General features: G+C 75.5%; 14 protein-coding genes. 7 read left to right on the plus strand and 7 right to left on the minus strand.

Annotation, left to right across the window (positions count from 1 at the left end; translation table 11 throughout):
* The first annotated feature begins 25 nt into the window (after positions 1–25).
* Together ctaJ and ACWIX3_RS11350 are read left to right on the plus strand one after the other, a co-directional pair.
* Complete coding sequence (ctaJ, locus tag ACWIX3_RS11345; protein WP_448612174.1) at positions 26–424, plus strand: aa3-type cytochrome oxidase subunit CtaJ; 399 nt, start codon at positions 26–28, stop codon at positions 422–424.
* A gap of 52 nt (positions 425–476) precedes the next feature.
* Positions 477–941 (plus strand): DUF5130 family protein, encoded by a 465-nt coding sequence (locus tag ACWIX3_RS11350; RefSeq protein WP_448612175.1) that lies wholly within the window; start codon positions 477–479, stop codon positions 939–941.
* A gap of 180 nt (positions 942–1,121) precedes the next feature.
* On the opposite strand, the gene pepN is transcribed toward ACWIX3_RS11350, so the two are convergent.
* Positions 1,122–3,671, minus strand: coding sequence for an aminopeptidase N (pepN, locus tag ACWIX3_RS11355; RefSeq protein WP_448612176.1), 2,550 nt, complete (start codon positions 3,669–3,671; stop codon positions 1,122–1,124).
* 157 nt (positions 3,672–3,828) lie between these two features.
* Here pepN and ACWIX3_RS11360 point away from each other — a divergent pair, with 157 nt between their 5' ends.
* Positions 3,829–4,491 carry a mycothiol-dependent nitroreductase Rv2466c family protein gene (locus ACWIX3_RS11360; protein ID WP_448612177.1) on the plus strand — a complete coding sequence of 221 codons (663 nt, stop codon included), beginning with the start codon at positions 3,829–3,831 and terminating at the stop codon, positions 4,489–4,491.
* Positions 4,492–4,595: 104 nt separating this feature from the next.
* Complete coding sequence (locus ACWIX3_RS11365) at positions 4,596–5,351, plus strand: SDR family oxidoreductase (protein ID WP_448612178.1); 756 nt, start codon at positions 4,596–4,598, stop codon at positions 5,349–5,351.
* 67 nt (positions 5,352–5,418) lie between these two features.
* Here ACWIX3_RS11365 and ACWIX3_RS11370 read toward each other — a convergent pair whose 3' ends face one another.
* Positions 5,419–6,087 carry a DUF429 domain-containing protein gene (locus tag ACWIX3_RS11370; RefSeq protein ID WP_448612179.1) on the minus strand — a complete coding sequence of 223 codons (669 nt, stop codon included), beginning with the start codon at positions 6,085–6,087 and terminating at the stop codon, positions 5,419–5,421.
* A gap of 26 nt (positions 6,088–6,113) precedes the next feature.
* Between ACWIX3_RS11370 and ACWIX3_RS11375 the strand changes: the two genes are divergently transcribed.
* Complete coding sequence (locus tag ACWIX3_RS11375; protein WP_448612180.1) at positions 6,114–6,605, plus strand: ribose-5-phosphate isomerase; 492 nt, start codon at positions 6,114–6,116, stop codon at positions 6,603–6,605.
* Here ACWIX3_RS11375 and ACWIX3_RS11380 read toward each other — a convergent pair.
* The 4 genes from ACWIX3_RS11380 to ACWIX3_RS11395 are packed head-to-tail and all read right to left on the minus strand — an operon-like array spanning position 6,602 to position 10,095.
* Complete coding sequence (locus tag ACWIX3_RS11380; RefSeq protein ID WP_448612181.1) at positions 6,602–7,843, minus strand: GNAT family N-acetyltransferase; 1,242 nt, start codon at positions 7,841–7,843, stop codon at positions 6,602–6,604. The two genes, ACWIX3_RS11375 and ACWIX3_RS11380, sit on opposite strands and share 4 nt — an antisense overlap.
* 40 nt (positions 7,844–7,883) lie before the next feature.
* The gene (locus tag ACWIX3_RS11385; RefSeq protein ID WP_448612182.1) at positions 7,884–8,129 is read right to left on the minus strand and encodes a hypothetical protein; all 246 of its coding nucleotides are present in this window, start codon (positions 8,127–8,129) and stop codon (positions 7,884–7,886) included.
* A gap of 17 nt (positions 8,130–8,146) precedes the next feature.
* Positions 8,147–8,791 (minus strand): response regulator, encoded by a 645-nt coding sequence (locus tag ACWIX3_RS11390; protein WP_448612183.1) that lies wholly within the window; start codon positions 8,789–8,791, stop codon positions 8,147–8,149.
* Complete coding sequence (locus ACWIX3_RS11395; protein WP_448612184.1) at positions 8,779–10,095, minus strand: sensor histidine kinase; 1,317 nt, start codon at positions 10,093–10,095, stop codon at positions 8,779–8,781. The genes ACWIX3_RS11390 and ACWIX3_RS11395 overlap by 13 nt, the downstream gene beginning before the upstream one ends.
* Before the next feature lie 225 nt (positions 10,096–10,320).
* Between ACWIX3_RS11395 and ACWIX3_RS11400 the strand changes: the two genes are divergently transcribed.
* Both ACWIX3_RS11400 and ACWIX3_RS11405 read left to right on the plus strand, forming a co-directional pair.
* Positions 10,321–11,964 carry a hypothetical protein gene (locus tag ACWIX3_RS11400; RefSeq protein ID WP_448612185.1) on the plus strand — a complete coding sequence of 548 codons (1,644 nt, stop codon included), beginning with the start codon at positions 10,321–10,323 and terminating at the stop codon, positions 11,962–11,964.
* Between the two features lie 64 nt (positions 11,965–12,028).
* Positions 12,029–13,003 carry a sigma-70 family RNA polymerase sigma factor gene (locus ACWIX3_RS11405; RefSeq protein WP_448612186.1) on the plus strand — a complete coding sequence of 325 codons (975 nt, stop codon included), beginning with the start codon at positions 12,029–12,031 and terminating at the stop codon, positions 13,001–13,003.
* A 106-nt stretch (positions 13,004–13,109) separates the two neighbouring features.
* Here the strand turns inward: ACWIX3_RS11405 and larE are convergent, their stop codons facing one another.
* Complete coding sequence (gene larE / locus ACWIX3_RS11410; RefSeq protein ID WP_448612187.1) at positions 13,110–13,961, minus strand: ATP-dependent sacrificial sulfur transferase LarE; 852 nt, start codon at positions 13,959–13,961, stop codon at positions 13,110–13,112.
* Positions 13,962–14,003: the final 42 nt, after the last annotated feature.

The raw sequence follows: 14,003 nt of genomic DNA on the forward strand, positions 1-14,003 counted from the left end.
GGCGACTGCCGGTAGGTTGAGGGGCGTGACCGTCGTCGAGACCATCCTCGTCTACGCGGGGATCCCGCTGGCCGTGGTGGCCGTCCTGGCCCTCCTCACCCTCGTCCCCGGGCGGCGCAAGAAGGCGCGCTACAAGCCCGGTCAGCCGTGGGAGCACGAGCCGGTCTGGTACGAGCCGCACCCGGTCGGCGGCGGGGGCCACGGCCCCACCGAGGCGCACGGCCCGGCCGGAGTCCCCGGTGACGGGACGACCGCGCTCGGCTCCTCCATGTACCCGGAGCAGCACGGCCCGGGTGCTCCCGGTCAGTCCGGCGCCCACGGCGGGGGCGACTCGCACGGCGCCACCGGCGTGCGCGCCCTGGCCGCCGGACCTTCCGCCGCGGCCGCCGCACGGCCCTTCGGCGGCGCGCGCGGCACCTGGTGACCGGCGTGAGCGTCCACCGCAGCACCCCTGAGACCCCCCACGGAGGCCGGAGATGACCCGCGTTCTCGAAGGGACGTCGCACGACACCGCGACGTCCGCCGGCACCATGGCGACGCGCACCGACGAGGCCGAGGCGCCCGACTCGGTCTTCAGCTACCGCGAGCTGCTGCGCATCGACGAGGCGCTGACCATGTCCTCCCGGGAGACCGGCCTGCGCTTCACCCTCTACATCGGTGACCTCGGGCAGCAGACCCGGGCCCGCGCCGAGGAGCTCTTCGAGCACTCCGGGCGCGACCTGCCGGAGTCGGTGCTGCTCGCCATCTCGCCCGGCCAGCGGGTCGTCGAGGTCGTCACCGGCGCCGCGGCGGCGCGCCGGCTGCCCGACCGTGCCTGCGCGCTGGCCGTGCTGTCGATGACCAACGCCTTCGCCTCCGGCGACCTCGTGGGCGGCATCGTCAACGGCCTGCGCCAGCTGTCCGACCAGGCGGGCCACCCGCGCGGGTTGCGCACGCACTGAGGAAGGCCCCCGCCCTCCGCCAGGGAAGGACCCCGTCCTCCTGACGCCTCGCGAGCTCGGCGCGAGCCTCGGGACGGGGCCGGCGGCGGGACCCTGCAGGGGGCCCGTGGCCCGACGTGAGAGGCCCAGGACCCGTAGGGGTCCTGGGCCTCTCACGTCGGCCGGTGGGCCGGCAGGGCTTCAGCGTTCGGCGGCGTCCCGCTCCCGGGCCCGCAGCGACCGCGCGATCCCGTCCCGGCCCTCCGCGATGAGCCGGCGCAGGGGCGCGGGGTGCTCGTCCCCGGCCAGCCACTCGTCGGCAGCCCGGACCGTGCGCAGCTCGACCACCGGCGGGAACAGGTACTGCACCGCGTTCTTGGCGATCTCGCCGGGACGGCGGTCCCACAGCGGGCGGATGTCGGCGAAGTACCGGTCGACGTAGCCGGCCGTGAGCTCGCGCTGGGCCGGGTGCCAGAAGCCCTGCAGCATCGCCTCGTGCACCGCGTTGGGGATGGTGTCGTCGGTGAAGGCCCGGGTCCAGGTCTCCTCCTTGGCCTCCGGCGTCGGCCGGAGCGCCCGCGCGGTCGCGGCCCGCCGCTGCCCGGTCGCCGTGGCGTCGCGCGCCTCCTCGGCGGCGATCTCGGCGTCCCCGGCCGCGCCGATCGCGACCAGCCCGTGCAGGAAGGCCCACCGGGCATCGGCGTCCACCGGCAGCCCCTCGACGACGCGCGAGCCGTCGAGCAGACCGCGCAGCACGGCGGCGTGCTCCTCGGTGCGGGCGGCGCCGGCGAAGGTGCGCGACCACTGCAGCTGGGTGTCGCTGCCGGGCGCCGCGGCCTCCAGGGCAGCCAGCGCCTTGTCGGCCAGCGCCTGCCAGCCGGTCTCGGCCCAGCGCGGGTCGGCGTAGTTGGCCAGCGCCGACTGCACCCGGGCCAGCAGTGACTGGACGACGCTGATCTCGGTCTCGGCGTCCACCCCGGCCAGCACCAGCGCGACCCAGTCGCGGGCCGGCAGCTCGGCGTCCCGGGTCATGTCCCAGGCCGCCGACCAGCACAGCGCGCGCGGCAGCGGGTCGGGGATGGTGCCGATCGCCTCCTGCAGGGTGGTCAGCGACCGTTCGTCGAGCCGCAGCTTGGCGTAGGTCAGGTCGTCGTCGTTGACGAGCACCAGGTCCGCCACGGGGTGGCCGGCGAGCTCGGCCACCTCGGTCAGCTCGCCCTCGACGTCCAGCTCGACCCGGGTGCGCCGGGTCAGCCCCTCGGGACCCCTGTCGTAGAGGCCCACGGCCAGCCGGTGCCGGCGCAGCACCGGGTGCTCGGGCACCGCCGTCTGCTGGATCGCGACGCGGGCGTACCGGCCGTCGTCGCTCAGCTCGAGGACCGGCCGCAACGTGTTGACCTGGCTGGTCTCCAGCCACTGCCGGGACCACTCCGACAGGTCGCGGCCGGTGGCCTCCGACAGCGGGTCGAGCAGGTCGGCCAGGGTGGTGTTGCCGAAGGCGTGCTTGCGGAAGTAGCGGCGGATGCCGGCCAGGAACTCGTCGCGGCCGACGTAGGCCACCAGCTGCTTGAGCACCGAGGCGCCCTTGGCGTAGGTGATGCCGTCGAAGTTCACCTCGACCGCGGCGACGTCGACCATGTCGGCGGCGATCGGGTGGGTCGAGGGCAGCTGGTCCTGCGCGTAGGCCCACGCCTTCTCGGTGTTGGCGAACGTCGTCCACGCGGTCGTGTACTCGGTGGCCTCGGCCTGGCACAGCGTGGAGATGTAGGTGGCGAAGGACTCGTTGAGCCACAGGTCGTCCCACCAGCGCATGGTCACCAGGTCGCCGAACCACATGTGCGCCAGCTCGTGCAGCAGCGTCTCGGCGCGCCGCTCGTAGCGGGCCCGGGTGGCCCTGGACCGGAAGACGTAGTCCTCCAGGATCGTCACGGCGCCGGCGTTCTCCATCGCGCCGGCGTTGAACTCCGGCACGAACAGCTGGTCGTACTTGTCGAACGGGTACGGGTAGTCGAAGACCCGGTGGTAGAAGTCGAAGCCCTGCTTGGTGACCCGGAACAGCTCCTCGGGGTCGAGGTACTGGGCCAGCGAGGCGCGGCAGTACAGCCCCAGCGGGATGCCCCCGTGGGAGTCGGTCACCCTCGCGTAGGGGCCGGCGATCAGCGCGAGCAGGTAGGTCGACAGCCGCTCCGTCGGCGCGAAGTGCACCAGCTGGGAGCCCGCGGGACCGGCCTCGACGGTGCGCTCGCCGGTGTTGGAGACGACCTGCCAGTCGAACGGCGCGGTCACGTGCACCGTGTAGGTGGCCTTCAGGTCCGGCTGGTCGAAGCAGGTGAAGACCCGCTTGGCCTCGGCCGGCTCGAAGTGCGTGTAGAGGTAGACCTGCCCGTCCTCGGGGTCGACGAAGCGGTGCAGGCCCTCGCCGGAGTTGGAGTACCGGCAGTCGGCCTCGACGACGAGGGTGTTCTGCGCGGCCAGGCCGGGCAGTGGCAGGCCGCCCTCCTCGGTGTAGGTGGAGACGTCGAGCGGCTCGCCGTTCAGCGTGGCCGACCGGACGGTCTCGGCCACCAGGTCGACGAAGGTGCCGGCGCCGGGCTCGCGGCAGGAGAACCGCACGGTCGTCGTCGACCCGAAGGTGTGCTCGCCGGCGTGCCCGGCGCCGTCGGTCAGGTCGAACTGGACGTCGTAGCTGTCGACCGACAGCAGTCGGGCGCGGGCGGCGGCGTCATCGCGGGTCAGGTTGGGTACGGCCACGCAGGGGAGCTTCCCACGGCCCCCCGACACGCCCCGGCCTGACCGGGACCCCGCCCGGGCGGGCACGGGAACAACGGCCACCCGCGCCGGCTTGGCACGGCAGAGACGACCCCGGCGTGCCCGTCACCGGGCAGCGACGACGCGAGGAGCAGAACGCATGACCGAGGCAGTGCAGAGCGCGCCGGTGAAGGCCCGCGTGGACTTCTGGTTCGACCCGCTGTGCCCGTGGGCGTGGCTGACCAGCCGCTGGGTGCTGGAGGCGGCGAAGGTCCGTGACATCGACCTGCACTGGCACGTCATGTCCCTGGCGGTGCTCAACCGCGGGCGGGACCTGCCGGAGGAGTACCAGGAGATGATGGAGAAGGCGATCGGCCCGGTCCGGGTCGCGATCGCCGCGGCGCAGCAGCACGGCGACGAGGTCCTCGGCGACCTCTACACGGCCATGGGGACGCTCCGCCACCACGAGGACGTCGAGCTCGACGAGCTGATCGCCCCCGCGCTGGAGCGGGTCGGCCTGCCCGCATCGCTGGCCGAGGCCGCCACCTCCACCGAGTACGACGAGGCCCTCGAGAAGAGCCACCACGCGGGCATGGACCCGGTCGGCGACGACGTCGGCACCCCGGTCGTGCACATCGACGGCGTGGCGTTCTTCGGCCCGGTCATCAGCAAGGTGCCCACCGGTGAGGACGCCGGCAAGGCCTTCGACGGCGCCGTCCTGCTGGCCAACCTGCCCGAGTTCTGGGAGCTGAAGCGGACCCGGCTCTCCGGCCCCGACATGGTCTCCGTGCCGGCCGACGCGCTGGAGATCACCCGCCGCTGAAGAAGGACCCCGTCCTCCTCACGCCTCGCGAGCTCGGCCTGAGCCTCGGGACGTGGCCGGGGGCGGGCCCCTGCAGCGGGGCCGGGGTGCGGCATCCTCAGCGGGTGCCGCACCCCCTCCGCCAGCGCATCCTGGTCTCCGGGGCCAGCTCCGGCCTCGGCGAGGGCATGGCCCGCCGCTTCGCCGCGATGGGCCGCGACCTCGCGCTCGCCGCCCGCCGCGCCGACCGCCTCGAGGCCCTGCAGCAGGAGCTGGGCGCCGCGCACCCCGGCATCCGGGTCGAGGTCGCGGCGATGGACGTCGACGACGCGGCGTCGGTCGCCACCGTGGTGCCGCAGCTGGCCGAGCGGCTCGGCGGCCTCGACCGCGTGGTCGTCAACGCCGGCATCGGCAGGGGCGGGTCGGTCGGCACCGGGCACGCGGCCGCCAACCGCGCCGTCCTGCACACCAACGTCCTCGGCTCGCACGCGCAGTGCGAGGCCGCGATGGAGCTCTTCCGCGCCCAGGGCGCCGGGCACCTGGTGCTCATCTCGTCGGTCGCCTCGATCCGCGGGATGCGCGGCACCCGCACCGCGTACGGCGCCAGCAAGGCCGCGCTCAACTCCCTCGCCGAGGGCATCCGCTCCGACGTGTATGGCACGCCGATCGCGGTCTCGACGATCCTGCCCGGCTACATCGCCACCGACATCAACGTCGGCCGCCGCGGCCCGTTCACCGTCGACCTCGACACCGGCGTCGACGCGCTGACCGCGGCGATCGAGCGGGAGCCGGTGCGCGCCCACGTGCCGGCCTGGCCGTGGCGCCCGATCGCCGGGCTGCTGCGGGTGCTGCCACTGCCCGTCGTCCGCCGGGTCACCTGAAGGACCACCCTTCCCCCCACGCTCGCACGCTCGGCACGGGGCCCTGAAGCGTGGCCGTCGCAGCACCTCACCAGCAGATCCGCATCGGCCGGCCGCGGGCGTCGATCGCGCCGTCCCCCACGCACTCGGCGGTGCCGTCGGCGATCCGACGTGCCGACCAGGCGGCGGCGCACGCGTCGAGCGCGTCGACCGCCGGCACCCGCGGTGGGGCCCCGGCGAGCGCGTCGAGGACGTCCATCACCGACTCCAGTGCGCGGATCCGCTGTCCCTGCCCGCGCGCGCTCGACTTGGGGTCGCACACCCGCTCGTCCAGCGCGCGGAACGCCAGTTCGGGGTGCACCTCGACGACCGGCCCGGCGGGTGAGCCGTCCAGCGCGTCGTCGAGGGCGCGGATCGCCGCGACCAGCTGGAAGGACTGCGCCGACAGGGAACGGCCGCCCGTCGCGCGGACTGACAGCTGCCGCGCCTCGGCGTAGTCGCGTGCGCGGAGGACGGCCCGCACCGGCGCCGGGAAGACCGAGCTGCCCGCGCGGCCCAGTCGCCTCCGCGCCTCCACGTCACAGGCCCGCACGCCGTCGTCCGACAGCCCGATGGGCATGTCGATGCCCACCACCTCGACGTCCGGCACCGCCAGGACGGCGGCGGCGTCGGGGAGGGCCAGCAGCTCGACGGTCCGCCCGTCCAGCCGGGCACCGACCCAGGCGCCGCGCCAGCCGTCGACACCCAGCACCGCCACTGCGGCAGCCTGACAGACTCCCCGCCATGCGCGTCTTCGTCGGGACCGACCACGCCGGCCTGGAGTTCAAGGAGCACCTCAAGCAGGCGCTGGCCGACGCCGGCCACGAGCCCGTCGACTGCGGGGCGTTCGAGTACGACGCCGAGGACGACTACCCGCCGTTCTGCTTCGAGGTCGGCGAGCGGACCGTGACCGAGCCGGGCAGCCTCGGCGTGGTCATCGGCGGCTCCGGCAACGGCGAGCAGATCGCGGCCAACAAGGTGCCCGGGGTGCGCGCCGCGCTGGTCTGGAACCGCTCGACCGCCGAGCTCGCCCGGCAGCACAACGACGCCAACGTCGTCTCGATCGGTGCCCGCCAGCACAGCGTCGAGGAGGCCACCGAGCTGGTGCTGCACTTCCTGGCCACGCCCTTCAGCGGCGACGAGCGGCACGCGCGCCGGATCGGCCTCGTCACCGACTACGAACGCGACCGGCGCCGCCCGGCGGGCGGGCTCCCCACCCGCGAGGAGTCGGTCTAGAACTCGTCCGGGCACCACGGGGGAACCGGCCAGCGGAACGCCGTCCCGGCCTGGGTGACCGCGCCCGGGCTGACCTCGGTGACCCGGCCGGCTGCCTGCAGCGTCGCCAGCGAGACGCCGCCGAGATAGGCCGCGCCCAGTGCCTCGACGTCGACCACGAGGTCGGGGTCGGCGTCGGTCTCCGAGCAGAAGGCGCCGGCCGGGTGGCCGACCAGGGCCCAGCGGCCGTCGTTCCACGGGCAGAAGCGGTCGCGCACCTCGAGCACGAGGTTGACCGGCGCCGGGTAGCGGCGGGCGGCCAGTGCGCGGCCGACGTCGACCAGGCGCACCCACAGCCCGTCGTAGGGCTGGGCGCGCAGTGCCCGCGGCTCGGCCAGCAGGTGGCGCAGCGGGTCGTCCGGCGACGCGCTCGGCGCCCGCATCGTGCGCACGAGGTCCAGCGACAGCAGGAACCGCCACAGCGCCGCGTAGGCAGGCGTGGTCAGGGCGCGCACCTCCTCGACGACGACGGTGCCGTCGGACTGGCCGTCGTCGGTCCACGCCGGCCGGACGCGGTAGGCGGCGTAGCCGGTTCCTGCGCCGTCGGGCTCGACGTGCCGCACGAAGCGCCGTTCGGACGCGCCGTGGCGCTGGGCGGGGTCGTCGAGCAGGCCGCGGTCCCACCAGCGGACGTCGCGGGCGAGGTTGCCGGGCACGAACCGGCGCACCCGGTCGTGCAGGCCCACGGCGGCCGCCCGGTACTCCTCGACCCCGACCTGCTCGACCGTCCCCTCGCCGAGGTCGACGTCCGGCCGCAGCACCAGCCGGGCGACGTCCCCGGAGAGGTTGCCGCGCTCGGTGGCCGGTGCGTAGCCGAAGCGGCCGTAGATCGAGGACTCCGAGGCCCACAGGGCCGCGACCGGCTCGCGGCCCTGCTCGTGCAGGTCGGTGAGCTGGCGGCGCATCAGGGCGGTCAGCACGCCGCGGCGGCGGTGGCTGGGCGCGACGCTCACCCACGTCACCCCCGCGCAGGGGACGACGCCGCCCGGCACGGTGAGCTCCCGGCTGTAGACGCCGGACGTCGCGACCACGCGGTCGCCCTCCCACAGCCCGAGCGAGCGGTCCAGCTCGGCGTGCGCGGGGACCGCGTCGACGAAGGACGCCGGCGGCTCCTCGGCGAAGACGGTGAAGAAGGCACGGCTGAACGACGGCCACTCCTCGGGCGTGGCGGGGCGCAGCCGGTCGGCGATGTCGGTCACCGGAGCTGTCTACCGGGAGCTGCCGACATCGTGCGAGCCGTCAGCGGACCACCGTGGCACCGGCGGTCAGCGTCCCGGGCGCCACCTCGGTGCGGCCGGCGTCCCGGATGACGACGTCCATCGCGGCCACCTCGTCCGGCCGGCCGCCGAGGACGACGACCCGCCCGTGCGGGATGCCGAAGGCGGCCAGGGCGGCGTGCACGGCCTGCGCCGCGGCCTTGTGCCTCGACATGGACACGTTGGTGTTGAGCAGGACGCGGACCTCGGGCTCGTCGTCGGGTTCCACGGTGGGTGACCTCCCGGTCAGCTGCGCAGGTAGGCGAGGGTGGCCATCACCCGGCGGTGCTGGTCCTCGTCCCGGGTCAGCCCGAGCTTGGCGAAGATCCGCTGGGTGTGCTTCTCGACCGCGCCCTCGGTCACCACCAGCCGGCGGGCGATCGCGCCGTTGGAGTGGCCCTCGGCGATCAGCCCCAGCACCTCCCGCTCGCGCGGGGTCAGCCGCCGCACCGGGTCGCCGGCCCGGCGGCGGGCGAACAGCTGGGCGACCACCTGGGGGTCGAGCACGGTCCCGCCGCCGGCGACACCGCTCAGTGCGGCGAGGAAGGCGTCGAGGTCGGTGACCCGGTCCTTGAGCAGGTACCCGACCCCGCCGCGGCCGTCGGCCAGCAGCTCGTCGGCGTAGGCCACCTCGACGTACTGGGAGAGCACGAGCACCGCCGTGCCGGGGACGGCGGCCCGGGCCTGCACCGCGGCCCGCAGCCCCTCGTCGGTGTGCGTCGGCGGCATCCGGACGTCGACCACGGCGACGTCCGGCCGGTGCTCGGTCACCGCCCGGACCAGCGAGGGGCCGTCGCCGACGGCGGCGAGCACCTCGCCGCCCTCCTCCTCGACCAGCCGCACCAGGCCCTCGCGGAGCAGCACCGAGTCGTCGGCGATCACGATCCGCACGGCAGCTCCGCGACCAGCCGGGTCGGACCTCCGGGCGGGCTGTCGACGGTGAGGGCGCCGTCCACCGCGCGCAGCCGGTCGGCGAGCCCGGCCAGGCCGTGCCCCGGCACCACCACCGCGCCGCCGGGACCGTCGTCCTCGACGGTGACCCGCAGGGCCGGGCCGGCGGCGACCACGACGACCTGGCAGGTCGTCGCGCCGCTGTGCTTGGCCACGTTCGCCAGCGCCTCGCTGACCACGAAGTAGGCGGTGTTCTCCACCGCGGGGGCCAGCCGTTCCCGCGGCAGGTCGACGGCCAGCTCGACGGGCACCGGGGAGCGTGCCGCGACCGCGGCCAGCGCGGCGGCCAGGCCGCGGTCGGCAAGCACCGGCGGTGCGATGCCGCGGGAGAGCGCACGGAGCTCCTCCAGGGCCTCGCGCGCCAGCCCGGCAGCCTCGCCCAGCGTCACGCGGGCAGCGGTGGGGTCGCGGTCGAGCTGGCGCTGGGCGCGGGAGAGGTCCATCCCGAGGCGCACCAGGCGCTGCTGCGGCCCGTCGTGGATGTCGCGTTCCAGCCGGCGCAGCGCCACCGCCTCGGCCGCCACCGCGGCGTCGCGCCCCTCGGCCAGCCGGCCGAGCTCGGCCTGCGTGGCGGCGCGGGAGGTCAGCAGCACCCTCCCCAGCTGCGCCTGCAGCAGCGCCGCCCCGCGGACGACGAACGGCAGCAGGACGGCGAGGACGACGCCGATGAGCGTGTAGAAGGCGACCCGCGACCACGAGGACGACTCGAACCCGAGCAGCTCGAGCAGGTCGGTGTTCCCCGGGTCGGTGGAGGCGTCGGGCAGCGCCCAGTCCCACAGGCCGTAGGTCAGCCCGCCGAGCGCGCCGGCCCAGGCGGTGACCGTGACGACGAACGACAGGATCGCGAACGGGAACCGCAGGACGGCGTGCAGTGCGTCCAGCCAGCACTGGGGGTCCCGCAGCGGCGTGGTCAGCCGGCGGAGCGCGCGGCCCTCCGCCCTCCGGTAGGCCGGGTGGGGCACCGGGGTCCCGAGGACGGCGGGCAGCCAGGTCCGCTCGACGCCGGCGAAGCCCCGGGCGGCCAGCAGGGTCCCGGCCAGGACGGCGACGCCCACCCACACGACGAGCAGTCCGGTGCCGGCCGCCAGACCGGCGACCACGACGGCGAAGCCGACGACGGCCAGGGGGAAGGCGAGCAGCGAGTAGCGGGTGTCGGTCCCGAGCTGCCGCAGCCACCCGCGGGAGCCGGGCGGGGCGGCCGGGGTGGGGGACGCGGTCGGCAGCACGGCGGTGTCGGTGGTCATGCCGTCGAGCCTGGTCGCGGGCGGGGACCGGACCCATCCCGCCAGCCGGTCGATCGGGTGTCGGGCTGGCCCGACAGCGCGGGGCTGCTCATCTCGGTCCCGATGCTCCCGAGGCGGACGGCGCACTGTCCAGGGCCGTTGCCTCGTTAGGGTCGCCCGGGGACCGGGCGCGGCCTCCGCCGTCGCGCTCCCGCGCGACCGTGCGCCCGGCAGGGGGAGGGAGCCGTGCGCTCTCCGACGGTGCCGATCGCCGTGACCGCGGCGTTGCTGGTCAGCGGCTGCGGCGCGGCCTCGGGCGAGGACGCCGAGCAGGCCGGGGTCGCGACCTCCGCGCCCGACGCCCGCCTCACCCTCGTGGCCGACGAGGACGCCGTCGCCTCCGCCGCGTCCGCCAGCCGGGCCCTGTTCGACAGCGCCGAGGTCGTGGTCGTGGCCCGCGACGGCGACGCGGCCGGCACGCTGCTGGGCGCCTCGGCCGCCACCGGACTCGGCGTCCCGCTGCTGCTCGAGCCGGCCGGCGGTGGCCCCGCCGACGCGCTGAGCAGCGAGCTGGAGCGCCTGGGGACCACGACGGTGCTCGCCGTCGGCGCGGCCGAGGGCGGTGCCGGGAGCGAGGGCGGCCCGGAGGTGGTCGCCGTCCCCGCCGCCCCGGACGCCGTCGCGGAGGTCGCCGGTGTGGAGCTCGGCGAGGCGCAGCAGGTGGACGGCGACGGCGCGGCGGCCGCGGTCGCGGCGCTGGACCCCGGGCGGCCGGCGGCCCTGCAGCCCGCGGACGCCGAGCCGGCCACCGGCGACGCAGGGGACGGCGAGCTGCCCGCCGTCGAGCGCGCCGAGCCGCTCGACGACACGGTCGTCGTGACCACCGGCGCCCCGGAGGCACTGGCCGGCGTGGCCACCGCCCGGGCCGCCGGGGCGCGGGTGCAGCTGACCGGCGGGGGCACCGACCCGCGCGGCTCGGCCGAGCTGGTGGGTCTCCTCGCCGAGCAGCAACCCGGGACGGTGGTGGCGCTGGGCGCCGGGTTCGGCGCCGAGGAGGGCCTGGACTGGAAGCTCGAGACCGCCGCCACCGGGGAGCAGCTGCCCGGCGGCGGCCAGCTGCTCTTCCCGCGGCACTTCATCGTCGCGCTCTACGGCAGCCCGGGCACCGGGGCGCTCGGCGTCCTCGGCGAGCAGGACCTGCCGGCGTCCATCGAGCGGGCGCAGGCGCACGCGGCCGACTACGAGCCGCTGGTGCAGGACGCCACCGTCGTCCCCGCCTTCGAGGTCATCGCCACCGTCGCCTCCTCGGTGGCCGGCCCGGACGGCAACTACTCGACCGAGCTGCCGGTCGAGGAGCTCCGGCCGTGGGTCGAGGCGGCCGGCGAGGCGGGGATGTACGTCGTCATCGACCTGCAGCCCGGGCGCACCGACTTCCGCACCCAGGCCGAGAAGTACCGCTCGCTGCTCGAGCTGCCGCACGTCGGGCTGGCGCTGGACCCGGAGTGGCGGCTGGGGCCGGGCGAGGTGCACCTGACCCAGATCGGCTCGGTGCCCATCGACGAGGTCAACGAGGTGGTCACCTGGCTGGCCGACCTCACGCGGGCGGGCGACCTGCCCCAGAAGCTGCTCCTGCTGCACCAGTTCCGGGTGGACATGATCCCGGACCGGGACCGGCTGGACACCTCGCGCGACGAGCTGGCGCTGATGGTCCACGCCGACGGCCAGGGCGGTCAGGGCGACAAGCAGGCCACCTGGCGGACGCTGCGGCAGACCGAGCCGGACGAGGTCGCCTGGGGCTGGAAGAACTTCTACGACGAGGACGTCCCGATGCTCAGCCCGGAGGAGACGGTCGCCGTCGAGCCGCGCCCGGACTTGATCAGCTACCAGTAGCGGGAGCACCCGTTGTGTCGGTGTCCTGTGGTGAGCTGTCGCGGCCCACGCCGGAGGAGGACCCGTGACGACAGTGCTGACCGACGAACTCGACCCGCGGCTGCTCGAGCACCGGAGGGAGCTGACCGGTTACTGCTACCGGATGCTCGGGTCGGCCTTCGACGCCGACGACGCGGTGCAGGAGACGATGGTCCGCGCCTGGCGCGGCCTGGCCGACTTCGAGGGCCGCTCGGCGCTGCGCTCCTGGCTGTACCGGATCGCCACCAACGTCTGCCTCGACCAGCTCTCCGGCCGGCAGCGGCGGGCGCTGCCCATGGACCTCTCCGGCTCGCCGTGGCAGCCGGTCGAGGCCTCGCTGGCCTCCCGCCGTCCGGGGACGGCGTGGGTCGAGCCGGTGCTCGACCGGCAGGTCGTCGCCGAGGACGCCGACCCCGCCGAGCAGGCCGTGCAGCGGGAGTCGATCCGGCTGGCCTTCGTCTCCGCGCTGCAGCACCTGCCACCGCGCCAGCGGGCCGTGCTGCTGCTGCGCGAGGTGCTCCGCTGGCGGGCCGACGAGGTCGCCCAGCTGCTCGACACCACCGTCGCCTCGGTCAACAGCGCGCTGCAGCGGGCCCGCGCGACGATGGCCGAGGTCGGCGGCGAGGCCGAGACCGAGCCGCTGGACGACACCCACCGGGCCCTGCTCGAGCGCTACGTCGACGCCTTCGAGCGCTACGACGTCGAGGGCCTCGTCGCGCTGCTGCACGAGGACGCCACCCAGCACATGCCGCCGTTCGAGATGTGGCTGCGCGGCCGAGCCGACATCGGCACCTGGATGCTCGGGCCGGGTTCGGAGTGCCGCGGTTCCAAGGTGCTGCCGACCCTCGCCAACGGGGCGCCGGCGTTCGCGCAGTACCGGCCCCGCGCAGGCGGCGGGCACGAGCCGTGGGCGCTGCACGTGCTGGAGGTCCGCGACGGCCGCGTCGCGCACATCTCCAGCTTCCTCGACCTCGACAACGACCTGTTCCGCCGGCTCGGCCTGCCCGTCGAGCCGGCCTGAAAGAGGACCCCGTCCCACTCACCCCTCGCAGGCTCGGGGCGAGCCTCCGGACGGGGCCGACCCGGGACGGGGCCGCGGCGGGACCTGCAGGGACCACCCCGCCGGCTCAGCCCTCCCGGACGCCCACCAGCGGCAGGGTGAAGGCGCCGGACTGGATGCCGGCCAGGTCCAGGGCGAGGAACCGGAAGCCGGCCGCACGCACCACCCGGACCGCCTGCTCCCGCAGCGGCTCGGCCACGAGCGCCGGCAGGTCCTCGACCGCGACCTCGAGGCGCGCGACGTCCCCGTGGTGGCGGACCCGCAGGTCCCCGAGCCCGAGCCGCCGCAGCCCGGCCTCGGCCTCCTCCACCTGGGCGAGCTTCTCGGGTGAGACCTCGCTGTAGTGCGGGATCCGCGAGGCCAGGCACGGTGCCGCGGGCTTGTCCGCGCAGAGCAGGTCCAGCGCGCGGGCGATCCGGCGCACCGCGGCCTTGTCCAGGCCGGCGTCGGCCAGCGGGCGGAGGACGGCGTGCGCGGTGGCCGCGCGGGACCCGGGGCGGTCCGGTCGCCGCGCGTCGTCGGCGTTCTCCCCGTAGGCGACCGCGGTCAGGCCGTACCGGGACACGACGTCCTGGGAGATCCGCTCGAAGAGCTCGTCCTTGCAGTGGAAGCAGCGGTCCGGGCCGTTGCGCCGGTAGTCGGCCCGGTCGCCCTCGAAGGTGGGGACCTCCACCACGGGCACCCCCACGTGCGCGGCCACCCGGTGGGCCGCCTCGCGCTCGTCGGACGCCAGGCTGGGCGAGACGCCGAGGAGCGCGAGCACCCGGTCCGGGCCGAGGGCGTCCACGGCGAGGGCGAGGAGCACCGAGGAGTCGACGCCCCCGGAGAACGCCACCCCCAGCCTCGCCGTGCCGGCCAGCCCCTCCCGCAGGCCGTCGACCGCCCGGCGGTCCTCCGGCCGGAGGTCTGTCAGGGACACGTGCTCACCCGTTTCTCGTCCGTACCGACCGTGCCCGCAGTG

Source organism: Geodermatophilus sp. URMC 60 (assembly GCF_053502585.1).